General features: G+C 51.9%; 22 protein-coding genes and 1 tRNA gene. 19 read left to right on the top strand and 4 right to left on the bottom strand.

The features are described from left to right. Positions 1-33: 33 nt before the first annotated feature. Genes rlmD through rfbA form a run of 6 tightly spaced genes read left to right on the top strand, consistent with a single transcriptional unit; the run spans position 34 to position 5,436 of the window. Complete coding sequence (rlmD, locus tag ACO08I_RS16940; protein ID WP_421946553.1) at positions 34-1,440, top strand: 23S rRNA (uracil(1939)-C(5))-methyltransferase RlmD; 1,407 nt, start codon at positions 34-36, stop codon at positions 1,438-1,440. 11 nt (positions 1,441-1,451) lie between these two features. Further along, positions 1,452-1,811 (top strand): hypothetical protein, encoded by a 360-nt coding sequence (locus tag ACO08I_RS16945; protein ID WP_282776099.1) that lies wholly within the window; start codon positions 1,452-1,454, stop codon positions 1,809-1,811. Between the two features lie 10 nt (positions 1,812-1,821). Then, positions 1,822-3,759: a hybrid sensor histidine kinase/response regulator gene (locus ACO08I_RS16950; RefSeq protein WP_282776097.1), complete on the top strand. Its 1,938-nt coding sequence runs from the start codon at positions 1,822-1,824 to the stop codon at positions 3,757-3,759. Positions 3,760-3,768: 9 nt separating this feature from the next. Continuing rightward, complete coding sequence (locus ACO08I_RS16955; RefSeq protein WP_282776095.1) at positions 3,769-4,119, top strand: Hpt domain-containing protein; 351 nt, start codon at positions 3,769-3,771, stop codon at positions 4,117-4,119. A gap of 45 nt (positions 4,120-4,164) precedes the next feature. Continuing rightward, positions 4,165-4,545, top strand: coding sequence for a response regulator (locus tag ACO08I_RS16960; protein WP_282776093.1), 381 nt, complete (start codon positions 4,165-4,167; stop codon positions 4,543-4,545). An 18-nt stretch (positions 4,546-4,563) separates the two neighbouring features. Beyond that, positions 4,564-5,436, top strand: a complete 873-nt coding sequence (gene rfbA / locus ACO08I_RS16965) for a glucose-1-phosphate thymidylyltransferase RfbA (RefSeq protein WP_282776091.1) — start codon at positions 4,564-4,566, stop codon at positions 5,434-5,436. Here the strand turns inward: rfbA and ACO08I_RS16970 are convergent. Then, positions 5,408-6,502: a glycosyltransferase gene (locus ACO08I_RS16970; protein ID WP_421946554.1), complete on the bottom strand. Its 1,095-nt coding sequence runs from the start codon at positions 6,500-6,502 to the stop codon at positions 5,408-5,410. The genes rfbA and ACO08I_RS16970 overlap by 29 nt on opposite strands. 194 nt (positions 6,503-6,696) lie before the next feature. Here ACO08I_RS16970 and ACO08I_RS16975 point away from each other — a divergent pair, with 194 nt between their 5' ends. From ACO08I_RS16975 to bcp, 3 genes are all read left to right on the top strand, one after another. Beyond that, on the top strand, positions 6,697-7,200 hold the full coding sequence (locus ACO08I_RS16975; RefSeq protein ID WP_421946555.1) for a thioredoxin family protein: 504 nt from the start codon (positions 6,697-6,699) through the stop codon (positions 7,198-7,200). Continuing rightward, complete coding sequence (locus ACO08I_RS16980) at positions 7,197-8,339, top strand: vWA domain-containing protein (RefSeq protein ID WP_421946556.1); 1,143 nt, start codon at positions 7,197-7,199, stop codon at positions 8,337-8,339. The genes ACO08I_RS16975 and ACO08I_RS16980 overlap by 4 nt, the downstream gene beginning before the upstream one ends. Before the next feature lie 66 nt (positions 8,340-8,405). Further along, complete coding sequence (gene bcp / locus ACO08I_RS16985) at positions 8,406-8,870, top strand: thioredoxin-dependent thiol peroxidase (RefSeq protein WP_282776085.1); 465 nt, start codon at positions 8,406-8,408, stop codon at positions 8,868-8,870. A gap of 86 nt (positions 8,871-8,956) precedes the next feature. Here bcp and ACO08I_RS16990 read toward each other — a convergent pair whose 3' ends face one another. Beyond that, complete coding sequence (locus tag ACO08I_RS16990; protein WP_044148892.1) at positions 8,957-9,883, bottom strand: PfkB family carbohydrate kinase; 927 nt, start codon at positions 9,881-9,883, stop codon at positions 8,957-8,959. 374 nt (positions 9,884-10,257) lie between these two features. Between ACO08I_RS16990 and ACO08I_RS16995 the strand changes: the two genes are divergently transcribed. The 4 genes from ACO08I_RS16995 to ACO08I_RS17010 all read left to right on the top strand — a co-directional run bounded on the left by ACO08I_RS16995 (position 10,258) and on the right by ACO08I_RS17010 (position 11,557). Then, positions 10,258-10,334, top strand: a tRNA-Asn gene (locus ACO08I_RS16995). Between the two features lie 49 nt (positions 10,335-10,383). Beyond that, positions 10,384-10,671, top strand: a complete 288-nt coding sequence (locus ACO08I_RS17000; protein WP_421946557.1) for a GIY-YIG nuclease family protein — start codon at positions 10,384-10,386, stop codon at positions 10,669-10,671. A gap of 155 nt (positions 10,672-10,826) precedes the next feature. Further along, positions 10,827-11,114 (top strand): GIY-YIG nuclease family protein, encoded by a 288-nt coding sequence (locus ACO08I_RS17005; protein ID WP_421946558.1) that lies wholly within the window; start codon positions 10,827-10,829, stop codon positions 11,112-11,114. 155 nt (positions 11,115-11,269) lie between these two features. After that, the gene (locus ACO08I_RS17010; RefSeq protein WP_421946559.1) at positions 11,270-11,557 is read left to right on the top strand and encodes a GIY-YIG nuclease family protein; all 288 of its coding nucleotides are present in this window, start codon (positions 11,270-11,272) and stop codon (positions 11,555-11,557) included. A gap of 220 nt (positions 11,558-11,777) precedes the next feature. Here the strand turns inward: ACO08I_RS17010 and ACO08I_RS17015 are convergent, their stop codons facing one another. Next, on the bottom strand, positions 11,778-12,644 hold the full coding sequence (locus ACO08I_RS17015; RefSeq protein WP_282784740.1) for a pirin family protein: 867 nt from the start codon (positions 12,642-12,644) through the stop codon (positions 11,778-11,780). 247 nt (positions 12,645-12,891) lie between these two features. On the opposite strand from ACO08I_RS17015, the gene ACO08I_RS17020 reads away from it, so the two are divergent. Next, a complete protein-coding gene (locus tag ACO08I_RS17020) occupies positions 12,892-13,056 on the top strand; it encodes a DUF1328 domain-containing protein (protein ID WP_044148900.1) in 165 nt (54 codons plus the stop codon). A 78-nt stretch (positions 13,057-13,134) separates the two neighbouring features. Here the strand turns inward: ACO08I_RS17020 and ACO08I_RS17025 are convergent, their stop codons facing one another. After that, positions 13,135-13,584, bottom strand: a complete 450-nt coding sequence (locus ACO08I_RS17025) for a (4Fe-4S)-binding protein (RefSeq protein WP_282782597.1) — start codon at positions 13,582-13,584, stop codon at positions 13,135-13,137. A 267-nt stretch (positions 13,585-13,851) separates the two neighbouring features. Here ACO08I_RS17025 and ACO08I_RS17030 point away from each other — a divergent pair, with 267 nt between their 5' ends. From ACO08I_RS17030 to ACO08I_RS17050, 5 genes are all read left to right on the top strand, one after another. Beyond that, on the top strand, positions 13,852-15,666 hold the full coding sequence (locus ACO08I_RS17030) for a hypothetical protein (protein WP_421946560.1): 1,815 nt from the start codon (positions 13,852-13,854) through the stop codon (positions 15,664-15,666). Between the two features lie 282 nt (positions 15,667-15,948). After that, entirely contained in the window at positions 15,949-18,192 is a 2,244-nt protein-coding gene (locus ACO08I_RS17035; RefSeq protein WP_282782601.1) for an efflux RND transporter permease subunit, read from the top strand. A 569-nt stretch (positions 18,193-18,761) separates the two neighbouring features. Continuing rightward, positions 18,762-20,558, top strand: a complete 1,797-nt coding sequence (locus ACO08I_RS17040; protein WP_421946561.1) for an AMP-dependent synthetase/ligase — start codon at positions 18,762-18,764, stop codon at positions 20,556-20,558. Positions 20,559-20,670: 112 nt separating this feature from the next. Then, on the top strand, positions 20,671-22,500 hold the full coding sequence (locus tag ACO08I_RS17045; protein WP_421946562.1) for an AMP-dependent synthetase/ligase: 1,830 nt from the start codon (positions 20,671-20,673) through the stop codon (positions 22,498-22,500). A 46-nt stretch (positions 22,501-22,546) separates the two neighbouring features. Continuing rightward, positions 22,547-23,113: a hypothetical protein gene (locus ACO08I_RS17050; RefSeq protein WP_421946563.1), complete on the top strand. Its 567-nt coding sequence runs from the start codon at positions 22,547-22,549 to the stop codon at positions 23,111-23,113. Positions 23,114-23,248 lie beyond the last annotated feature (135 nt).

Consider the following 23,248-nt stretch of genomic DNA (forward strand, 5'->3'; position numbering starts at 1 on the left):
TTTTGCCTACCTTTGCTCCGAAAATCAGGAAAAATGGGCAGGAGAAAAAAGCCAAAAGTATATACCAATGTTCGCTTTACGGGCATAGCTGATAAAGGCCGGGCGGTAGGCAGAGATGCCGAGGGCAAAGTCATTTTTGCAGAAGGGGTGGTACCGGGCGATGTGGCCGATGTACTCGTCAAGCGCAAAAAGAAAGGCGTGCTTATGGGCACGGCACAGGAAATCAAGTCCTACTCCCCCGACCGGGCAGAGCCGGTTTGCGAGCACTTCTGGCTATGCGGTGGCTGCAAGTGGCAGCACCTCAGCTATGAGGCACAGGCGCGCGAAAAGGAAAAAGTGGTACGCGATACCCTTAGTCGAATTGGCAAAGTAGAGATCGAAGAATTCCTGCCTATTGGTGCAGCAGAACAGACCACTTTCTACCGTAACAAACTTGAGTTTTCCTTTTCCAACAAACGCTGGCTGACCCGGGAAGAGATCGAGTCTGGCATCACCAATAAAGCTGATGTGCTGGGCTTCCACCGTTCCGGCGCTTTCGATAAGGTCATTGATATTGATAAATGCTGGCTGCAGCCCGACCCTTCCAATGACCTGCGCAACGGTATTAAGGAAATTGCTCTGGAGCAGGGCCTGACTTTCCACGATGCCCGGGAGCACACTGGCTTTATGCGGCAGGTGATGTTCCGCATTACCACACAAGGTGAAATCCTCGTGCTCTTCAGCTTCCACAAAGATGAGCCCAAAAAGTATCAACCGTTCATGGATGCCGTGATGGAGCGCTTTCCTCAAATCACAACGGTCTGCTACTGCATCAACACCAAGGTCAATGACTTCCTGTACGATCTCGATATGCATACCTATGCCGGAAAAGGTTATGTGGAAGAAAAACTGGGCGACGTCCGTTTCAAGGTGGGCCCCAAGTCTTTTTTTCAAACCAATACCTATCAGGCCAAAGTGCTTTATGATACGGTAGTGGAATTTGCCGGCCTGAAGGGCACGGAAAACGTCTATGACCTCTACACCGGTATTGGCAGTATTGCACTGTATGTAGCTCAGGCTTGCAGGCAAGTAGTTGGGATTGAGGAAATTCCGGAAGCCATCGCGGATGCGGAAGTCAATGCCCGCCTCAACGATATTGAGAATGCGGTGTTTTACGCAGGGGATGTTAAGGACATACTGACCGCTGACTTTGCCGAACGGCATGGGAAGCCTGACCTGCTCATTACCGACCCGCCCCGTGCCGGCATGCATGCCAAAGTGGTGGACATGCTGCTTGAACTCGCTGCTCCACGTATGGTGTACGTGAGTTGCAATCCGGCCACACAAGCCCGCGATTTGCAATTGCTGAGCGAGAAGTACCGGGTCGTTAAAGCAAGGCCGGTTGATATGTTTCCCCACACCCACCATATTGAAAATGTAGCCCTGCTGGAGCTGCGTTAATTAGTGCTGTTATGAACAAGGAATTTATACACGCCAAAATAGAGCGTCTGGAAACCGAGCTCAAGCCTTACCTTCCTGTTATTGGTAAGGCTGCGGATACCATCCTTGATCAGGATGTCTCGTCTTATCCCATATTTATCGTACACCAGATGGACGCGGTGGATATTGGCATAGCCTTGCTAAGCCACGAAGCGGAGGATGGCCCGGCATGGTCGGTGCACGCGAGTACGCTGGAAGAGCTGGCTACAAAAAAGGTTATCGAGATGAATAAAGTGGATAACTTCCGGGAAGTCTACAAAGATCCAAGAGAAAACCTTTGCCTTTTTGTCCTTAGCGATCTGGGTGCTAACTTTATGTTTATTTCCCGCTAAACACTGATATATGGACGGCAGTGCCAAAATCGAAAAGACACATCAGATCCTGTTGGTTGAAGATGATATGATTTTCGCGCGCCTGGTGCAGGTCTACCTTTCAGATGTAGAGCTTCTCAACTGCACCATCACCCATGTTAGCAATTTGGCAGACGGTATCGCTGAGCTTCAGCAACACCCCAATAACTATGCAGCTGTTCTTCTCGACCTGAGCCTGCCAGACAGCCGTGGGTTCACTACCCTTGAGACTTTATTGTACCAGTTTCCCAAGCTGAACGTCATCGTCATGACCGGGCAAAATGACAAATCGCTTGGTGTGGAGGCGGTCAAAGCCGGCGCTCAGGACTTTCTGGTGAAAGGAGAATTCAATGAAGACGGACTGGCCAAGTCCCTGCGCTTTTCGATAGAACGAAGCAGCATTCTCAACCGCCTGGAAGAGACCCAGCAGATGGCAAGAATCGGTCATTGGGAGTGCAGCCCTAGTGAGCATTACTTCTCCGGGTCAGAAGAGCTATACCGGATTTTCTGCCGGCCGTTCCACCAAAAAATCACCTGCGGAGACCTATTGGAAAAGGAAGGGGTATTCACTATTTTCATGACGCTGCAAAACCAGGCACTGGAAGATAAAAAAGCTCAAATTGATACCTGGATCCGCCCTGAAAACGGCAGTCCCCGTTTTGTAACCATGATTTGTACGTCCGCTATGCTTTCCAACGGAGAAGCTTTTTTCAATGGGATTATACAGGATATCACAGAACGTAAGCAGGCACAAGAGCTCAAGAAAGAGCGGGACGTGGCAGAGCAGGCTGCTAAGGTCCGGGAACAATTCATTGCCAGCATAAGCCACGAAATGCGTACGCCCATGAACGCCATTTTGGGCATGAGTAATCTGCTCATTGAGACCCCACTTAATACAGAGCAGTTTGAATATGTAGATGCGATCAAGCGGTCTTCAGATTTATTGCTTGGCATTATCAGTGATATTCTGGACATGTCTACCATTCAGAATGACAAAGTTGTCATTGCACGCAAGTCTTTCAGCCCGGGTGAGCTCCTATGCAGCCTGATGAGTGTACTAAGATATAAGGCTCGTGAAAAGGAGTTAAAGTTCGAATTAAATATTGATGCGGATGTGCCCCAGACGCTGATAGGAGATGCCTTGCGGCTCAATCAGATTATGTACAATCTGGTTGGGAATGCTATAAAATTCACAGAGCGGGGCGAAGTCGAGCTCCGGGTTGCTAATCGCGAGCAGCAGCCAGGCCGTGTGAAACTGCTGTTTGAAGTCCGGGACACAGGAGTTGGCATTCCTGAGGAGCAGCAGGACAAAATATTCGAGACTTTTGTCCGTGTACCGGTCGCTGACAAGATTTATGAAGGCACCGGTCTGGGACTGAGCATTGCGAAAGAGCTGGTAGAGCTTCAGGGAGGGCAGCTTAGGGTAGAAAGTACGCAGGGTAAAGGCTCCCGTTTCTTCTTTGAACTTTGGCTGGATTACACAGAAAAGCCCTCCGCGCCCCAAAATGTAGCGGTGAAGGTGCCTGAAGACCTGTCCTTTAACTTGCTCATTGTAGAGGATCATAAAATGAATCAGATGGTGGCACAGCGGACCATTCAGAAAAAATGGCCCAATGTGCAGGTTGAAGTTGCTGATAACGGGCGGGTGGCCTTAGACATCCTGGGGTCAAAATCGATCGACCTGGTGCTTATGGATATCCAAATGCCGGTGTTGGATGGTATAGAAACCATTAAGATTATCCGCAGTCAGATGCCAGAACCAGTGGCAAGCCTGCCGGTCCTGGCCATCACCGCTCATGCGAATATTGCCCAGCAGGCCCAGTTCCAGCAAATCGGTTTCAATGACCACGTATTCAAGCCCTTCGAACCGGACCAGCTGTTTGCTGCCGTGGAACGCCAGCTAAAGCAAAATCTCCGAAAAACGAACTAAAGCCTCAAAATGGCCTACCAATTTCTAAACCTGGACTACCTGGAGCTCATGTCCGGCGGAGATCAAACCGACCGGCTGCGCCTGCTCGAAATGCTGGAAAAAGACCTTTCGGAATACCCGCGCCTCATGCAGCAGACGCTGGAGGCGGAAGACTGGCAAAAGCTGGAGCGTCAGGCTCATTATTTCAAGTCTACCCTGCCATTTACGGGTTATGAAGCGCTGATTCAAACCCATCATTCCGTTTATCAGAACGTAAAAGAGGCCATTAACCGTGCCGAGCTACCCAAACAGCTGAGCCAGGTAGAGGCGTTTTGCCAGGCGGTACGGTCAGAAGTACAGGAGGAGCTCGGGAAAGGTTAATTTTTGTTTTACTATCTTTGGTTCATACCTACCCAAAATGCTCCTATGAAAGACGTCAAAAAAATCCTCATTTGTGAAGACGAGGAAATCCTGCTTACCGCGCTCAAATTCCGATTGCAAAAACAAGGGTATGAACTCTTCCTCGCTGCAGATGGTGCTGAAGCCGAAACCTTACTAAAAAAGGAAAAGCCGGATATGCTGATCACAGATATCGATGTACCGGTAAAAAATGGACTGGAACTGGTCGATTTCATACGGCAGGATCTGGAGTGGGATATCCCCATCGTTATGATTGCCCCGATGGAAGAAGGCGAAGGCATCCTGAAAGCCAAAATGGCGGGCGCCACCGATTTTGTCACCAAACCTTTCAAGCCGGTAGAGCTCGTTCTGAGAATTCGTTGTATCTTTCAAGCACTTGAACATTAAACAAATGAAAATATACCCATGAAAGGAATCATTCTGGCTGGCGGCCTCGGCACGAGGTTGTACCCGCTCACCATGGCTGTCAGTAAGCAGCTGATGCCGGTTTATGACAAACCAATGATTTACTACCCGCTATCGACCCTGATGTCGGCGGGCATCAAAGATATCCTCATCATTTCCACGCCCCAGGATTTGCCTAATTTCCAAAAGCTACTTGGTGATGGTAGTGAATTGGGGTGTAATTTCTCCTACGTCCCGCAGCACGAGCCCAACGGGCTGGCACAGGCTTTCGTCCTGGGCGAATCCTTCATTGATGGCGACCCGGCAGCGCTGATCCTGGGGGATAATATTTTCTACGGTGCCGGGCTGGAAGAACTGCTCCGCAAGAGCAATGACCCTACAGGCGGGGTGGTTTTCGCCTATTGGGTAGCTGACCCTGAGCGCTATGGCGTAGTCGAGTTTGATGAGAATGGTATTGCCATTTCCATTGAGGAAAAGCCAGCAAAGCCTAAATCCAACTATGCCGTTCCGGGGCTTTATTTCTACGACAATCAGGTAGTTGACATCGCCAAAAACCTGGAACCGAGCGCCCGGGGCGAGTACGAAATCACTGATGTCAACAAGCATTACCTAAGCAAAGGAGCGCTTCAGGTGGGGGTATTGGGCCGGGGCGTTGCCTGGCTGGATACCGGTACCCACAAGTCGCTTATGCAGGCCGGACAGTTCATTGAGGTTATTGAAGACCGGCAGGGGCTGAAGATCGGTTGTATTGAAGAAGTCGCCTATGAGCGCGGCTTTATTGATGCCGAACAGCTAGAGCGCCTGGGGCACAAATACCTCAAGAGTGGGTACGGCGAGTACCTGCTCAATCTGCTGAAGCAGCAGGAAGGGTAGCCAAAAAGCGTTTTAAATTTTGTTGGAGTAATTTTCCGGAGTCTGCTGCCTGCAGGCCTGACGATGCTTTGGCATCCTCTATGCCTCTGACCAACTGCAGGGTGCTTTGTTGTTGCATGGCAATCCTGCCTTTTTTGTACAGGCGCTGTGCCAGGTACTCCTGCTCGGTTTGCCCGGGCGTAGGTATGCAAAGCACCTTTTTGCGTGCCAGGCCCCAGTCCATAAGGCTGCTGTAACCGGGCCTTCCAATCACTACCGCTGCATGTTGAATGGCTTCCCAAAGGGCTTTTCCTTTCAGGTAATTGATGATAGCAACCCTTCCTTCCTGCCGGGGAGGCGCCTCCTCTGGTATGCCCCGTACAAGCGTATGCCGGCCCGGTAGATGAGGGTACTGTGCCAGTAAAGCCTGCTCAAGGTAGGTGCGCTGTGGTTCGGGGCCGGAAAGGACAGCGAGGGTGTCAATATGTACCTCTTGAGAAATTGCTGGAAGTTGCCCGTTAAACCGGGAAAGCCAACCTATGTAGTGGGTTGGAATACCAGAAAGGGGCGGATGGCTCAGTGCACCGCTCAGCCCGTGGTCACCCGTCAAATCAGGCACCCAGCATTCTTGAAAGCGGGAAAGGAACGCCCGGTTGAGCCCATTAGCCAGAGGTTGCAGCAGAGGCATCGGTACGATCGGGTGAAGTTGGTGAGTGAGGAACACCCCCGGCACCTTACCGGAGAAGCAGCCAAAGCGGTTATCCGAAATGACCGCATCAATGTGGTGCGTTTTAATGTAGCGCTGTAATAGTTGATGCTCACGCCAGGCGGTGTAGGCGAGTTTGGGCCCCTGCGAGGCCATGTTGGCCACCATACTTTTGCTCCGGTAGTGAATATTGTAAGCCGGCAGCGGCAGATACTTAAGTTCCGGTCGTTCTGCCCGCAGAAAAGCTTCCGCATTTCCGGCTGATGCCAGGATAGGCGTTGCCCCAAGCTCAAGCAAGGCATCCGCTACCGGCAGGCTCCGGGCGGCATGCCCCAGCCCCCAATCCAGGCAGGCGATAAGAACACGGGGGTGGTCTTGCATGGCGTTACGAAAGATTTTGATTAATTTTCCACAACAACAATATCGTAAATCTATGCGCAACACCTTCAAAGCCGGGCTGCTATTTCTTGGGCTTTCCCTTCTATCAGGTTGTAAAGCCTATAACTGCGGCTGCCCGATGAGTAGTCAGCCCAAAGAAAAAACACTGCCTTCGACCCACCAACCTGCCCGATAAGATGAAGTACAGTATCTACGCCTTTTTTGCCCTGTTTTTGTTACCCGGTTGCGTTCAAGAGGCACCAAAGGAAGAAACTAGCCAGCCTGAAAGCGTCGTACCGGCTGAAGTCACCTGGCTCGATTTAGAGGATGCTTTAAAACAACAACGCCACCGGCCGAAGCCCATATTCATTGACCTATACACCGATTGGTGCCGCTGGTGCAAGGTGATGGACCAGAAAACATTTGCCGATCCCAAAGTAGCCGGGTACCTACAGGACAATTTCTACCCGGTTAAGTTCAATGCAGAGAAAGCTCCCCCAATCAACATCAATGGAAAAGAGTTTGAGCTGGTGAGTACCGGCCGAAAATCGCTGCACAGCCTGGCCTATGCGCTCATGAAAGGCGACATTAGCTACCCTTCCTACGTCATCCTGGATGAACGGCAACAGACCATCAGCCGCTTTAAGGGTTTCCGGGACGCTCAGGATTTTATGGTGGAACTGGAAACCGCACTGCAATGAGCACACCGTTAATTCAGCGACAGACTTCCCTTTCAGCGAATATTGTGGCTTTCTGCCGTTTTCTCCGGCAAAAGGGTTTTACCATTGGGCCAAGGGAGGAAGCGGATGCACTACGGGCATTAAGCAAGCTGGGTGCTTTCGATGCGCCGGAGCAATTGCAACTTTGCCTTCGGGCCACCCTTGCGCGCACCTACGCTCAGCTTCGGGTCTTTGATGAATTGTACACGCAGTACTGGCGGGAGCTGGACAAGGCTGTAGATTCTAAGCTAAAACATGCAAAAGAGAAGCGCAATCAAAGCACCCGCAAGACCGGCACGCCAGGGTTGCAGTCGATCAAAAGCTGGCTGCAGGGCAACACTTCCAGAGAAGAGGCGGAGATGGCAACGTACAGCACGCAGGAAGTGCTGAGCCGCAAAGATTTTTCCCTCCTTGCCGAGGAAGAGTTGAGTGAAATGGCGGCGATGATCCACCGCATTGCCCGCACCCTCGCCCTAAGGGAAAGCCGGCGGCGCAAAGCCACCAACAAACCGCTGCAGCTGGACCTGCGCCGCACCCTTCGCCAAAATATGAGGCGTGGAGGGGAGCTCCTGGAACTCGCCCACTTCAAACCGGCCCGTCAAAAAAAGCAAATCGTGCTGTTGTGCGATGTGAGCAAATCGATGGATTTGTACAGCCGTTTTCTCCTGCAATTCGTGTATGCCTTTCAGTCTAACTACCGGCGCATAGAGGCTTTTGCATTCAGCACCCAATTGTACCGGGTGACGCCTGCCTTGCGGCAGCGTGATTTTAAATCGGCACTGGAGGAGGTGGCCCTTCAGGTCAGTGGCTGGTCTGGAGGGACAAAGATCGGCGCCAGCCTTCATCAGTTTTTTCGGCAGTATGGCAACCGCCTGCTCAACCGGCAGACTGTGGTCATCATCATGAGTGATGGCTGGGATACGGGCGATATAGCGCAGTTGGAAAACAGCATGCGCCGCATTCAGCACAAAGCCGCAAAAGTCATTTGGCTCAATCCCCTGGCGGGCAGTGCCCAATATGAGGCCAAAACACAGGGCATGCAGGCGGCGATGCCGTACATCGATGTTTTTGCGCCCGGGCATAGTGTGGAGAGCCTGCGGCAACTGTACCACCGGCTTTAAGCGGTCTTTTGAACCTCCATCTGCTGCCTTTGTTGTAATGGCATTGCAAACCAAAATGCATCAAAAATGACAACTTTGAAGGAAGGTGATAAGGCACCGGATTTCACGGGTATTGACCAGAATGAAAATACCATTTCCTTATCCGACTACAAGGGAAAGAAGCTCATCCTGTTTTTCTACCCCAAAGACAATACGCCCGGCTGTACGGCAGAAGCCTGCAACCTGCGCGACAACTTTGAGGATCTCAAAGCTAAAGGCTACGAGTTACTTGGTGTGAGCCCGGACAGTGCCAAAAAGCACCAAAACTTCATTAAAAAGCACGACCTGCCTTTCCCGCTGCTGGCGGATACGGAGAAGGAAGTACTGAACGCCTACGAAGTTTGGGGCGAAAAGCAGTTCATGGGCAAGACCTACGATGGGGTACACCGCACTACCTTCATTATTGACGAGGAAGGTAAAATTGAGAAGGTTTTCAAAAAAGTGAAGACCAAAGCCCACACGGAGCAGATTCTGGAGGAAATGGAAGGGTAAACCTCCGTGTTTTCCTAAAAAAGGAAGCCCCTGCAGGCATTTGTTGCTTGCAGGGGCTTTGTATTACAGGCTCAGAACTACGCTGATTAGAGTTCGATATCGGCATCAAAGTTGACCAGGTCAACAAACCGGGCGATGCGCTTATTGATGGCTTTGTTGTTGAGCTCTTTCATCCGCTCGATACCAAACTTCTCTACGCAGAATGAAGCCATAGCAGAACCGTAGATCACGGCACGCTTCATATTTTCGAAGGAGAGGTCGCCGGTACGGGCAATATAGCCCATAAAGCCGCCCGCGAAGGTATCTCCGGCACCGGTGGGGTCGAAAACTTCCGCCAGTGGCAGCGCCGGTGCAAAGAAGACCTTTCCGCCTTCAAAGAGCAGAGCACCATGCTCTCCTTTCTTAATCACGAGGTGCTTAGGCCCCATGCCGTGGATCACTTCCGCTGCTTTCACCAGGGAGTGTTCTCCCGATAGTTGCCGGGCTTCCTCGTCGTTAATGATCAGGCCATCAATTTTCTTGAGAACCTGCAACAGGCTTTCCATCGCTGTGTCCATCCAGAAATTCATGGTATCCAGCGCGATAAACTTCGGCCGGTTATTCAATTGGTCGATCACCTCTGACTGTACAGATGGTGTCAGGTTGCCCAACATCAGATATTCTGCGTCCTTATAGTTGTCCGGGAGGACCGGCTTAAAATCTGCCAGCACGTTGAGTTGGGTATCGAGGGTATCACGGTCGTTCAGGTTGTCGTGGTACTTACCAGCCCAAAAGAAAGATTTCTCCCCCTCTTTTACCTGCAGTCCATCAAGGTCAATGCCCCTTGATGCCATAAAGTCCAGTTCCTGCTGCGGGAAGTCATCCCCGATAACAGATACGATTTTGAGGTGGTCTGTAAAGTAAGAAGCAGCGAGTGTAATGTAGGTTGCAGCACCGCCCACCACCTTTTCGGCTCGCCCAAAAGGGGTTTCGATGTCGTCAAAAGCTACAGTTCCAACGGCTAATAGGCTCATCTGAATTATTTTTAAAATTTTTCTGTTACAAAGATTGCACATTTATTTTAGATGGTATAACTTTGCACTCGCCTTTTGAAAGAAAGAGGATTTAAGTATAGGCAGTTGCTTCAAAAACTAATGGATTTTGAGGTAGTTAGATTAAATTGTCTCATTCCCGATAGCTATCGGGAAGCTGGTTATAGCGGTCCCGGTGAACCGGGATTAATCCGTAGGTCATAGGTTCAAGTCCTGTAACCACCAGCAAAAGAGCTTTGAAATAAAGTTGCCTCAGTAGCTCAGCTGGTTAGAGCGGTCCCGGTAAACCGGGATTAATCCGCAGGTCATAGGTTCAAGTCCTGTAACCGCCAGCAAAAGAGCTTTGAAATAAAGTTGCCTCAGTAGCTCAGCTGGTTAGAGCGGCGGACTGTTAATCCGTAGGTCATAGGTTCAAGTCCTATCTGAGGCGCCAGGCCCCGGAGCGTAAAGCTTCGGGGCCTTCGTGTTTTACCCCATCGCGCATGCATTACGTCTACATACTTTACTCACCGGGCTCAGACAAGTACTACGTAGGGCAGACCTCGGATGTCAGCCAGCGCTTGCAGTACCACAACGAACTTTCAACAAAGTCCTACACCTCGCGCCACCGCCCATGGGAGCTCAGGGCAGTCCTGGAAGTACCATCACGAGGGTTGGCCATGCGGCTGGAGCGTCATATTAAGAACTATAAAGACCGGGGCTATATCCAGGAATTGATAGAATCGGAATCAGCGCGCTGTGCCCTGGAGGCCCGTTTCGGGGAAGAATAGGGATGCCTGGTTTCATTCGGAAACAATCGGGAAGCCGGTTAGAGCGGTCCCGGTGTTACCGGGATTAATCCGTAGGTCATAGGTTCAAGTCCTATCTGAGGCGCCAGGCCCCGGAGCGTAAAGCTTCGGGGCCTTCGTGTTTTACCCCATCGCGCATGCATTACGTCTACATACTTTACTCACCGGGCTCAGACAAGTACTACGTAGGGCAGACCTCGGATGTCAGCCAGCGCTTGCAGTACCACAACGAACTTTCAACAAAGTCCTACACCTCGCGCCACCGCCCATGGGAGCTCAGGGCAGTCCTGGAAGTACCATCACGAGGGTTGGCCATGCGGCTGGAGCGTCATATTAAGAACTACAAAGACCGGGGCTATATCCGGGAATTGATAGAATCGGAATCAGCGCGCTGTGCCCTGGAGGCCCGTTTCGGGGAAGAATAGGGATGCCTGGTTTCATTCGGAAACAATCGGGAAGCCGGTTAGAGCGGTCCCGGTGTTACCGGGATTAATCCGTAGGTCATAGGTTCAAGTCCTATCTGAGGCGCCAGGCCCCGGAGCGTAAAGCTTCGGGGCTTTTGTGTTTTACCCCATCGCGCATGCATTACGTCTACATACTTTACTCACCGGGCTCAGACAAATACTACGTAGGGCAGACCTCGGATGTCAGCCAGCGCTTGCAGTACCACAACGAACTTTCAACAAAGTCCTACACCTCGCGCCACCGCCCATGGGAACTCCGGGCAGTCCTGGAAGTGCCATCCCGGGGATTGGCCATGCGGCTGGAGCGGCACATCAAAAGCTATAAAGACCGTTTTTATATTGAAGCGCTGATAGAATCGGAATCAGCGCGCTGTGCCCTGGAGGCCCGTTTCGGGGAAGAATAGGGATGCCTGGTTTCATTCGGAAACAATCGGGGAGCCGGTTAGAGCGGTCCCGGTGTTACCGGGATTAATCCGTAGGTCATAGGTTCAAGTCCTATCTGAGGCGCCAGGCCCCGGAGCGTAAAGCTTCGGGGCCTTCGTGTTTTACCCCATCGCGCATGCATTACGTCTACATACTTTACTCACCGGGCTCAGACAAGTACTACGTAGGGCAGACCTATCTTCAATACTCGGTATAAAAACCCATTTTGCCCATTTGATAGTCCCGCATAGCTTCCATGATTTCAGTCTGAGTATTCATAACGTATGGGCCCCACTGGGCGACGGGCTCACCGATAGGCAGCCCTGATAAAAGCAGGACTTCGCTATCGGCTTCAGCCCGGAGTGCAATGCCCTCTCCATCAAGCCGGAACTGTATCAGGTGCTCTTTGTCGTAAGACCAGTTGTCGTTAAGCTGAACTTTGCCGTTGACGATATAAACGAACGCATTGTGGCCGGGAGGCAAAGGAATTTGTACAAAACCAGTCCTGGCAATGGAGACCTGCAGCGCCATCAGTTCAGTGCGGGTTTGAGCGGGGCCCTTGGTTCCGTTGAAATGGCCAGCCACCACTTTTATCCTGACTTTTGCGCCATCCACTTCAACCGTTGGGATGTCCGCTGATTTGATATTTTGGTAATCCGGCTGTACCATTTTGTCCTTACGGGGCAGATTGATCCAAAGCTGCACGCCTTCCAGTACGCCGCCCTGCTCCAGGAAATCCCGGCTGGCCCGTTCGCTGTGAATGATGCCCCGCCCGGCGGTCATCCATTGTACATCGCCACTGCCGAGTATGCCTTCGTTGCCCCGGCTGTCTTTGTGCCTCAACTCGCCCTGGTACAGAAAGGTAACCGGCTCAAATCCACGGTGTGGATGTGGCCCTACGTCCAACGGATCGAAAGGAGGGGTTACCTCATAAGGGCCGAAGTGGTGAAGCAGGAGAAAGGGGTCTATGCGCTCTACCCGTACAGTAGGCAGAGGCTGTTTGATCATGGTTTGCCCCATTTCTATGGGCTCACTTGGCAGAATGGCAGCAACAGAACGATATTTCATAGTAGCAATACAGGGTATGATAATTTATAAAAAACACATCAAAGGTTCTTTAGTTGGTGCCAGTAAGCTGATGGGTTAATCCGTAAATATCTAAGCATTAAAGATGAGGACCAAGAGGGCTTAAACATGAAAATACTATCAAGTTATTCGGTCGGTTCGTACTGGCAGAATGAACACCGCAGCAGACAGCTCGTTCAAAAGGTGATTCTAAAACAAGGGGGAAAGCCTCCTCAAAAACCAAATGATTATGTTACGTTACGCCTTAATTTTTTTCATTATTGCATTGATTGCTGCTGTGTTCGGGTTTGGTGGTATTGCCGCAGGAGCCGCAGCGATAGCCAAAGTCATTTTCTACATTTTCCTGGTACTGTTAGTCGTATCCCTGATCATGAATTTTGTGAGAAAGGCCTAATCGGTCCGAACTTGAATTAGAAAAGGCTGACAGTGCGTGATGTACTGTCAGCCTTTTCTATTTTGGAATACAACAGGATTAGCCCTCAAACCCGATTTTTTTGTGAGAACCATCGCAGAATGGCTTATTGGAGGAAGCCCCGCAGCGGCAAAAGGCCGTCAGTTTTTCTTGCACAGAAGTGTTGCCTTGCCCGTCTTTGAGCGCGATCGTCCCTTTGACCATTAGCGGGCCGTTAGGGATGACTTCGGCCTCGGTTGCCCCTGCAGGTGCCTGTTTGTCAGCCTGTGCAGCTTGGTCGTTTCCATCGTTATAGTAAAAAGTCAATGCTCCCGATGGGCATTTCTTGACTTGCTCGGCGATCCTCTCGCTTTCAGCCCCTTCCGCATTTACCCAAGGCCTGGCTTTAGGGTCAAATACTTCCGGAAGACCATTAAAGCAGAGCCTGGAATGCATGCATTGCTTAGGCTTCCATACGATCGTGATTTCCCCGTTGCTGTACTCTTTTACTATGGATTTTTCCTGGCTCATATTGGTAGGCATTTAGGAAATAACCCCGGCTTAATGGATATGGTTCGTATCAGGGGCTGAATTTGTTTTAAACAAAATAGTGAAAAAGAGGGAAAAAATATTGAAATTTGGATGCGATGAGTCAATCAATCAAAACAATACAAAATTTGCAAGGTCTGATTTCCGTTTTGGACATGAACTGAGCAACAATCCCACAGCATATGCACCGGTGTACGCAAAAAAAGAACAACGAACGCGTACAGCCATTTTTCAAAAAATAAGAAAACCATGATGAAACTTTGGCAAACCACTTTAGCCGTTTTGTTCCTCGCTACTTCATTGGTACAGGCTCAAAATGAATCTTTCTACACGGTTCAGGTCGGAACATTTATTGACGCAAAACCAGAAGACTTCAGTGCGCTGCGCGAATTGGGCTTTGTCCACGCTCAAGACTTGGGGAGTAACTTGATGGAAGTTTATGTTGGCGGGTTTGAGAGCCGGCCGCCTGCCGAACAGCTTGCCGCCAGTGTCCGCCAGAATGGCTATGCCAATGCTTTCGTGCAAGAGCGTACCATTGACCCCAATGCCCCGGCAGCAATTGTGCAAATGGCGACTCGCCAAATCAACCGTCCCATAGAGTGGGAAAGCCTAATGAAAGCAGGTCCGCTGTATGGCATACTGCAGGGCAATTTGATAAAAATCGTCACCGGCCCCTTCACCAGCGAAGCGGCTGCTCAGGCGGTGCTGCCTGGTATTCAGGAATTAGGCTACAAAGATGCCTTCGTCAAAAATGTGCCCAGTGGATACCTGCTTCCTCTTACCGAATTCGAAACCGGTACAAAAAAACCGCTCATCCCTCTGTCAATGAACGAAAACCCTGGCTCCGCTGCGCCACCACAGAGCTATGACCAAACAAAAGGGGAACGCCTGCCAAACAATAGTAACTCCACTCAGCCCTATACCGCACCTGCCGATGCCAATGAAGTGCTTCAGGCTCGTCAGCCCACCATACCGACCTCTCCTCCCCCTGTGCCTGACCTGCCTTCCAGCTACGATTACTACGCAGGGGATGTCGCCCCGACAACAGGAACAGCACCCGCCCCCGCGCTTCCAGCCATTGATGGCAGCGTAAAGCGAGGCTCTGCTCTTGATCTGCAACGTATCCTCAAGGCCGCCAAAACTTATACCGGATCATTGGATGGCTACTACGGGCCGGGCACCCAGGCAGGGTATGAAAAATACTTTGCTCAAAACCGCACCTTGCAGCAGTATCAGCTTGTCGCCGAACAATCGCCGCTGCCCGGACAGGAAGGCGCAGACAGTGAGCTACAGGAGGTAATCAATGAAATGGGGTACAGCGCTGCCGCTGCTGCCCGCCTGGATGACTACAGCGCCGACCCGCTGGCTAAGGCTTATCAGGCTTACCAGCTGTTCCAGAATTTTGGGCCGGGCCAGGAAGTCAACAAGCGTATGAATACCGCTATCCGGGAGGCTTTCCAGGGCAAAAAACTCGAAGGCGTGGCTTTTGATCCCAGCTTTACCTATGCTTACGAGAACAACGGGCAGCTGATTCAGCACCTCTTATTTGTACATGCCGCACCGGGAACTGAAGAAGCCGCTCCCTGCTGGCTGGCGGCCCGCCACCCGGCAGAATCAGCAGAAGCCTACACTTCATTGTCTGCATTAATCGGAGATGAATTAAAGCTACAAGGCTGCGGGCAGTTCGAAAGCTGGCCGGAGGTCCGGATTATGGTTACGCTGGCTGCAGATTTGGGCGCCCGGAGCTCATTCGACCAGAAGCGGTTGGCGCAAGCGGCTACGGAGCGCTCCCGACTCTACACCGCCCCCAAAACGCTTAATGATAAAGAGCGGGAATCAGTGGAAAACTGGCACGAAAACCTGATGAAAGGTGTCAGCAACTGGTCAAAAAAAGACCCGCTTACGGAGCAGCTGGGCACGGCTTTCCAGGCGATGTACTTCCAAAGCCAGGTGCGGCTTGAGGATTACTTTATGGACAAGGGGTATAAGCCCCAAGAAGCCAAAGCACTGGCACTCGCTGCTTTGCATACGCTGGTAGCTTACCACATGCAGCGTTTCGTGTAGCGCAAAATCTCAGCAGGAATGAACCCGCAGGCCGTGTGCACAAAGATGCATACGGCCTGTTGTGTTCCTTCACCTGCCTGATGTGCTCAACTAAATTTGCCCGGCGTGGTTATACGCAATGCGAAGTGGTCACCGACGATAAATGTCGGGATCTTGGATTTGCGACATCGTAACAAGCCACTTCTCAGCGTAAATGCTGACATTGAGTAGGTTTGCTGTGGCAAACCACTCAATCGTCAGTATATACTGTCGAACAAGTCAACAACTGAGCATCAACCTCGCATGAAAAGCAAACTGCGGATTATCTCTGTCGCCACCTTTCTGGTACTGGCAGCCATCAGCGGGTACTACGTTACCCAATTGCAATTCTCCTTCGATTTCGAACAGTTCTTCCCGGAAGGGGACGAAGACCTGGAGTTTTTCCGGGACTTTGTGGAAAACTTCGAAGGGGATGACAATTTTCTGCTCGTCGCTGTGCGCCGGGAGCAGGGCGTCTTCGAACAGGATTTCCTGGAGCGGTTTCACGACTTCACGCTATCTGCACGCGAATTGCCTTACATCGAAGAAAGCCAGTCGCTGACCAAGTTCTCCTACCCGGTACGTACGCCATTCGCTATTACTACCGTACCAGCCATTCACATCGATCAGCCGGAGCGCCTCCCGGCTGATAGTGCCCGTATCCTTTCGGACGAGCGCTTTGTGCACAACCTGATTTCAGAGGATGGGAAAACGCTAGTGGTATTCCTCAAAACCATTCCCAGCATACAACTCGATCAGGCACGCGAGCTCATGGCTGCCCTGGACGAGCAGATCGATACCTACGACTTCGAAGAATACCACTACCTCGGCCGGCCCTATTTTCAAAAGGAGCTGGTGGATATGCAAAAGCGGGAAATCACCGTATCTGCTATCATCTCGGGGATTTTGGTCACGCTGATCATGTTTGTCATCTTCCGCAAGCCCTGGGGCATCTTCGTAGCGCTGGTATCTATCGGGCTGGGCATGCTGCTGTTTATGGGGCTGCTGGGCGCTACCGGGCGGGAGCTGAATGCCATGGCTGCCCTCTACCCTGTGTTGATGATTATCGTGGGGACTTCAGATGTCATCCACATCATGTCCAAATACATCGATGAACTGCGGAAAGGCGAGCGGCAGGACAAAGCCATCGTAACCGCCATCAAGGAAATCGGACTGGCCACACTCCTGACTTCCATCACCACGGCGATCGGATTTGCCTCCCTGCTCACTAGCAAGGTGGGGCCTATTCGTGAATTTGGCATTAATGCTGCTATTGGAGTAATGGTGGCTTACGTGACCGTAATTTTCTTCACCACAGCGGTGCTTTCCTGGTTTCGCGCTGATCAGATTATCAAACTGGGCAAAGGGCAGGCTTTTTGGGAAAAGTCCATGGACTGGGCTTACCACTTCACCCTGCGCTATCCCAGCCGGATTGCACTGGCTGCCGTTGTGACCCTGGGCATTGCCTTCTGGGGCATCTCCCGCATTACGACCAACTACGGTATCATTAACAATATGCCGATTGGCGAGAAAATCACCGAGGATTTCAAATTTTTTGAGAAAAACCTGACCGGTTTCCGTCCCATGGAATTCGCGGTATTTGCCAAAGAGGGCTACAAAGCTACCGACTGGGCAGTGATGCGGGAAATTGCTAAAGTGGAAAACCACCTGAAGCAGTACCCATCTGTACAAGCCGTAGCTTCCATTACCGCCGTCTATAAGAGCATCAATCAGATGATGAAAAATAACGCGTCCGAGGCCTACGCCATGCCCGAAACGGAGGAGGACTTTGAGCGCTATCAGCGGATGGCCCGCCGGGTGCCCAAGCTGAATGTGAATGTGCTCCTGAGCAAAGATGAGACCAAAGCCCGCATTACCTCCCGTGTACAGGACATCGGTGCAGACAGCATCAAAGCCATAGGCGAGGACATCGACCGATGGATCACCATGAATACGGATACTTCGGTAGTGGCCTTTCAGCGGACCGGCACCGGGCTGATTATCGATAAGAATGCCGAGTATGTGCGCCGCGATCTGCTCTATGGGCTTGGCATGGCCATTCTGATTGTGAGCGTGCTGATGGCCATACTTTTTCAGAATATCAAGATGCTGCTCATCTCCTTGTTGCCTAATATTTTCCCCCTGATACTGGCGGGGGCGCTGCTGGGGTTCCTGGGCATTGAGCTGGAAGCTGGTGTGTCTATTGTCTTTGCCGTAATTTTTGGCATCGCTGTAGATGATACCATACACTTCCTCAGTAAATACAAACTAGCTAAAAACAAGGGGCTGGAACTGGAGCCCGCTATGCGCATCACCTTTTTGGAAACGGGGAAGGCCATCGTGCTGACCTCTATTATCCTGTTTTTTGGCTTCCTGGTGATGCTGTTCTCCATCCACCCGCCGAGTGTAACGATTGGGCTGCTGATCAGCCTGACCCTTTTGAGTGCCCTGATTAGCGATTTGCTGCTCATCCCATTGCTGATCCGCTGGATTATGCCGAAATCCTAGAGCTTTGTTGGGCGTGGATAAAGGCTAAGGGCAAATTGTATTGGCAATAAGAATTCAGAGAAGCTATAGGTTACTCCATCCGTGGAAGGAAATAGCTTGTGTTGCCTGAGCTTTAAAGGCAAAGAGCGTTCGGCTCAATGCAGTAGTTAGATTCTTGCCCGATCGGCTTTGCTGACAGAGGGTTGCCGAGTCCCTTTGGGGACTATATGTGGGTAATCTCCAATCTACTAAAGACTCTACCCGCGCCATAGGTGCGGAATGTGTTTTCCCCAAGGGATTGATGCCAAGCCCCGAGCAGCATGAAAAATTTATGGAGCGCAGTCGCCTCTACAGGTTCAGTAGCTTACCTTCCGCACCTAACGGCGCGGCACCTGTGCGTTGGCATTTGGGTTACCTATATATTGCCCCTGACGGGGCAGCAGCTCCGCATGGTTCAGCGATGGGCATCCAATGGCGCGGCAGCCCCAAATATAGCTACCCATTTCAAGCTTGACAAAACACCGTGAAGTCTACAAAAAACCCTATCTTTCAGGGAGCCCCAAGTCGAAACCTATACTAAGCCCCCTGATATGGACTTCCGGCGATTATTCGACATCTTGCCTTATCAACAGCACTGCTTTCCCAACAAGAAAGCCCTTGCCATTCGCGAAAGCGTAGGCTGGCAATATTTTAGTACTCAAGACTGCGAGCAGATGGCTGCCCGTATTAGTGCCGGCTGGCTGGCGCTGGGGCTCAGGCGGGGCGACCGCGTGGCAATCCTGGCCGAACGCTGCAGCCCGCGCTGGCTGCTCATGGATATCGCCCTGTTGCAGGCCGGGCTCATCTCTGTGCCTGTACATAGCCACTGCAGCGACCGGGAGCTACAGTTTATACTCAGGGATGCCGGTGTAGGCTATGTCGTAACGGCCAACCGGGAGGCTACCGAAAAAGTACAGCAGATCAAGGAGCAATTACCGGATTTGAGGGAAGTGTATTGCATGCAGCCCCTGCCCGATCATCCGAGTTGGGACGACCTGCTGACCGAGCCTACCGCCTCCGATCAGGAAAAACTGCAGGTACTCCGGGCCGCTATCCATGAAGAAGACCTGGCGACCATCGTCTACACCTCCGGTACTGCCGGCGAGCCTAAGGGCGTCATGCTTTCCCACCGCAATATCGTCAGCAACATCAAAGCCACCATCAGCCTTGTACCGGTCAATGCGAACAGCCGGGTGATCAGCTTCCTGCCGCCAAGCCACATTTTCGAGCGCATGGTCAACTACGCTTACCTGGCCTGCGGCGCTTCGGTGTACTACTCCAACAACCCCGAAGAAACCCGCTACCTGATGCGCAAAGTGAAGCCGCATTACTTCACGGCAGTACCCCGCTTGCTGGAACGCGCCTACGACGAAATTCAGGAACGCATAGGGCAATTGCCCGTGCTGCCCCGCTGGGTGGCGCATTGGGCCATTCGGTTAGGGATGCAGTACCGGATGCGGCATCGGGGCCATCTTTTGTACCGTATGCAACTGGGCGTGGCCAACCTGCTGGTGTTTAGCGTCTGGAGGCGCTTGTTGGGTGGGCGCGTAAAGGGCATCATGGTCGGCGCTGCCGCCCTGCAGCCCCGGCTGGCACGGCTGTTTTCGGCTGCCGGGCTTTCCATTCATGAGGGCTATGGCATGACCGAGACTTCGCCCGTGGTTGCCTTCAACCGGTTTGAGCCGGGCGGCACCCGCTTTGGCACCGTGGGGCGGCCTATTCCGGGCATTGAAGTGAAAATAGAAGAAAGCGATGATGGGGATGGGGAAATCCTCGTACGGGGGCCGAATGTCATGCTGGGCTACTACAACCGGCCGGAGGACACCCAACGCGTGCTGTCGGAAGACGGCTGGCTGCAAACCGGCGACCGCGGGCAGTGGGTGCACAAGCGGTTCCTGAAAATAACGGGCCGGCAAAAAGACATTTTCAAAACCACCAACGGCAGGTACGTCGCTCCGGAAGAAATCGAAAACCTGGCCAAAAGCACACCTTATATAGAGGAGTGCATGGTGCTTGGTGCACAGCGGCCGTTTCCGGTTGCACTCATCCTGCCGCAGTTTGGGCTGCTGAAGCAATGGTGCGAGGCGCACAACGTACACTGGACCGCCCCCCAGTTTATGGTGCACAATCATAAGGTAGTCAACTTCATGCAGGAGCAAATGGCTATTGTGAATGCCCAATTGCCACACTACAAACAGGTCGGACAAATCCACCTGCTCCACGAGCCCTGGACCGCAGCAAGTGGCGACCTTACGCCAACCCTCAAGCCCCGCCGGGAACGCATAGCAGAAAAATTCCAAAAAGAAATTGATGCCCTCTACGAACAGGGTGCCGCCCTTCGGGGTTGATTGTTTGGCTTAAAAGAATGTTGGCAGACAGTCGTTTTTTTGCTGCTTTATTTCGCACATTTGCTTTCTGCCAATTATCTTTCGGATACCTAACCAAAACTTGCAGGACAATATGGACCATCCAACCAGGTTATTTGACTTTATACAGTACCAGCTCAAGCACAATCCTCAGGACAAGGCTTACGGGTACCGCCAAAACGGGCAATGGGTGTACTACAGCACCCAGGAAACAGTGGATAAAGCCAATAAGGTCAGCCGGGGCTTGCTCAAGCTTGGGGTGAAACCGGGTGATAAAATTGCCATGGCTGTGTATCAAAACCGACCGGAATGGGCGGTGCTGGACCTGGGCATACAGCAAATTGGGGCCATCAACGTGCCGGTCTACCCAACGATCAGCCCGGCGGAATATGAGTATATCTTCAACGATGCAGAAGTGAAGTATGCCTTCGTGGGCAAAGATGACCTGTACGACAAGGTAAACACGGCCAAGGCTAATGTCCCTTCCCTCCTGGATATCTACACCTTCGACCGTCAGGACGGACGGCCCTACTGGGAAGATATTTTCTCCGATGAAGGGCAGGCGGAAGTGGAAGCGATCATGGCTAAAATCAAGCCCAGCGAGCTGGCGACCATCATCTACACCTCGGGCACTACCGGTGAGCCCAAGGGCGTCATGCTGTCGCACCGCAATATCGTGAGCAACGTGATGGACGTGATGGACATTTTTCCGATAGACAATGAGCACAAAGTGCTGAGCTTCCTGCCACTGTGCCATATTTTTGAACGGGCTGCACTCTACGCCTATACTTTCCTGAGCGCGAGCATTACCTTCACCGGCACGGATAACCTCGGCGGGGATGAGGGCGACCTTAAAGCCGTGCAGCCGCACTTTTTTACTACGGTGCCCCGCCTGCTGGAAAAAGTCTACGAAAAAATCTACAACAAAGGCCTGGAACTAACGGGCGTAAAAAAATCCCTCTTCTTCTGGGCGCTCAGCCTGACGGAGGACTATGAATACGACAAATCCTACGGCGGTTTAAAAGCCATCAAGATGAAAATCGCTGACAAGCTGATTTTCAGCAAGTGGCGGGAAGCGCTCGGCGGCAACGTCAGAGGTATCATTACCGGGGCAGCCCCCTGCCCGGTCAAAATGGCGAAGGTGTTCTCGGCTGCCGGCGTACCCATCCGCGAAGGGTACGGGCTTACGGAAACCTCACCGGGCCTGGCTATCGGGCACTTCACACCGGGCGGAGGCATGTTGGGCACCATTGGGCCGGCCCTGAAGAGTGTGGAATTGCGCATTGACGACTCCGAAGGTACCTACAATCCCGGCGAGGGCGAAATCCTTGCGAAAGGGCCGAATGTGATGATGGGTTACTACAATAAGCCCGAAGCGACCGCCGAGGTCTTTAAAGATATTGACGGGGAGCGTTGGTTCCGTACCGGCGATGTAGGTACCATGGTGCCTGGTCCGGGCGGCAAACCATTCCTGAAAATCACCGACCGCAAGAAAGAGCTGCTCAAGACTTCCGGTGGCAAGTACGTAGCCCCGGCACCGATCGAGAATAAGCTCAAGGAAGACTTCCTCGTGGAGCAGGTCATGGTGGTCGGTGAGCAGCGCAAATTTGTTTCTGCCATCATTCTGCCCGCCGAAGACGCACTCAAGGACTGGTGCGCCCGTCATGGGGTGGAGTGGAAAGGCATGCAGGACGCCGTACAGCAACCTGAAGTTATTGCCAAATACCAATCGATCATCGATCAGTACAATCCGAATTTCAGCAAAATAGAGCAGATCAAGAAGTTCTGCCTGATTGCAGCTTCCTGGGAGCCCAGCCGTACAGACGGTACAGCTGCTGAACTGACGCCAACGATGAAGCTTAAGCGGCGGGTCATTCGCGATAAGTACCAGCAAGACATCGAAGCCATCTACGCAGAAGTTTAGCTAAACAAAGCAGCAACCCAGCCATTTGGATAGTAAAACCCTTCGAATGGCTGACCTCACTAAACAACTCCATCATTTACTAAAGCAGGGCGCGGAGCTTTTTCATCCCGGTGGAAAAGCTCCGTTGCTTTTTGCGGAAGCAGCTGAAGACTGGAAGGAATTCTCAACACTAACGCCCGAAAAGGAAGGCCTGCAGCAAAACCACTATCAGATTACAGCTGCCGATTTTGATAAACCTACCGGAAAATTGTACGTGGCGCATAGCAAGACCGATTACCTACAGGTGCGGCCGGTGCCATTTGAAGCACTTAAAAGCCACCGGCAGCTTTTGGAGCAATGGTACCTTTTGCTTACCCGGGAGAAACTGCCGCAGCAGGCACAAGTGGAGCAATGGCCCATTCAGGAAGATCATTGCCTGCAACGCGTGGTCTTGGATGCCCTGTTTCAGGACTGCTGGTACAACCATCTCAGCCGGTCAAAGCCAGCCTATCGTCAGTTGGACAATCTGCAGCTTGGGCAGAGTTTGCAGCTTTTGAGCCGAATGGAGCGAGAGGGAGAGCCGTTGGTCGCAGCGTTAAATGTCAGCAGCCTGACGTTTCGCGGAAAAATATAAAGCGAGCTCCGCAGCGAACCGAATGGCTTAAACGATTATTCTAGTGGTGTTCAATTCGCCCGTTTCTCCTTTGTTGTCAAAAGAGTTTGGGGTTGAAAATGATTTCATTTCGGACAGTATGACAAAATGATTAAT

The organism is Phaeodactylibacter xiamenensis (genome assembly GCF_965229835.1).
GTDB classification, from domain to species: domain Bacteria; phylum Bacteroidota; class Bacteroidia; order Chitinophagales; family Saprospiraceae; genus Phaeodactylibacter; species Phaeodactylibacter xiamenensis.

Bases quoted from the DNA above. Each gene is read 5' to 3' on its own strand.
- rlmD (WP_421946553.1), top strand. From the start codon at position 34: ATGGGCAGGAGAAAAAAGCCAAAAGTATATACCAATGTTCGCTTTACG.
- ACO08I_RS16945 (WP_282776099.1), top strand. From the start codon at position 1,452: ATGAACAAGGAATTTATACACGCCAAAATAGAGCGTCTGGAAACCGAG.
- ACO08I_RS16950 (WP_282776097.1), top strand. From the start codon at position 1,822: ATGGACGGCAGTGCCAAAATCGAAAAGACACATCAGATCCTGTTGGTT.
- ACO08I_RS16955 (WP_282776095.1), top strand. From the start codon at position 3,769: ATGGCCTACCAATTTCTAAACCTGGACTACCTGGAGCTCATGTCCGGC.
- ACO08I_RS16960 (WP_282776093.1), top strand. From the start codon at position 4,165: ATGAAAGACGTCAAAAAAATCCTCATTTGTGAAGACGAGGAAATCCTG.
- rfbA (WP_282776091.1), top strand. From the start codon at position 4,564: ATGAAAGGAATCATTCTGGCTGGCGGCCTCGGCACGAGGTTGTACCCG.
- ACO08I_RS16970 (WP_421946554.1), bottom strand. From the start codon at position 6,502: ATGCAAGACCACCCCCGTGTTCTTATCGCCTGCCTGGATTGGGGGCTG.
- ACO08I_RS16975 (WP_421946555.1), top strand. From the start codon at position 6,697: ATGAAGTACAGTATCTACGCCTTTTTTGCCCTGTTTTTGTTACCCGGT.
- ACO08I_RS16980 (WP_421946556.1), top strand. From the start codon at position 7,197: ATGAGCACACCGTTAATTCAGCGACAGACTTCCCTTTCAGCGAATATT.
- bcp (WP_282776085.1), top strand. From the start codon at position 8,406: ATGACAACTTTGAAGGAAGGTGATAAGGCACCGGATTTCACGGGTATT.
- ACO08I_RS16990 (WP_044148892.1), bottom strand. From the start codon at position 9,883: ATGAGCCTATTAGCCGTTGGAACTGTAGCTTTTGACGACATCGAAACC.
- ACO08I_RS17000 (WP_421946557.1), top strand. From the start codon at position 10,384: ATGCATTACGTCTACATACTTTACTCACCGGGCTCAGACAAGTACTAC.
- ACO08I_RS17005 (WP_421946558.1), top strand. From the start codon at position 10,827: ATGCATTACGTCTACATACTTTACTCACCGGGCTCAGACAAGTACTAC.
- ACO08I_RS17010 (WP_421946559.1), top strand. From the start codon at position 11,270: ATGCATTACGTCTACATACTTTACTCACCGGGCTCAGACAAATACTAC.
- ACO08I_RS17015 (WP_282784740.1), bottom strand. From the start codon at position 12,644: ATGAAATATCGTTCTGTTGCTGCCATTCTGCCAAGTGAGCCCATAGAA.
- ACO08I_RS17020 (WP_044148900.1), top strand. From the start codon at position 12,892: ATGTTACGTTACGCCTTAATTTTTTTCATTATTGCATTGATTGCTGCT.
- ACO08I_RS17025 (WP_282782597.1), bottom strand. From the start codon at position 13,584: ATGAGCCAGGAAAAATCCATAGTAAAAGAGTACAGCAACGGGGAAATC.
- ACO08I_RS17030 (WP_421946560.1), top strand. From the start codon at position 13,852: ATGATGAAACTTTGGCAAACCACTTTAGCCGTTTTGTTCCTCGCTACT.
- ACO08I_RS17035 (WP_282782601.1), top strand. From the start codon at position 15,949: ATGAAAAGCAAACTGCGGATTATCTCTGTCGCCACCTTTCTGGTACTG.
- ACO08I_RS17040 (WP_421946561.1), top strand. From the start codon at position 18,762: ATGGACTTCCGGCGATTATTCGACATCTTGCCTTATCAACAGCACTGC.
- ACO08I_RS17045 (WP_421946562.1), top strand. From the start codon at position 20,671: ATGGACCATCCAACCAGGTTATTTGACTTTATACAGTACCAGCTCAAG.
- ACO08I_RS17050 (WP_421946563.1), top strand. From the start codon at position 22,547: ATGGCTGACCTCACTAAACAACTCCATCATTTACTAAAGCAGGGCGCG.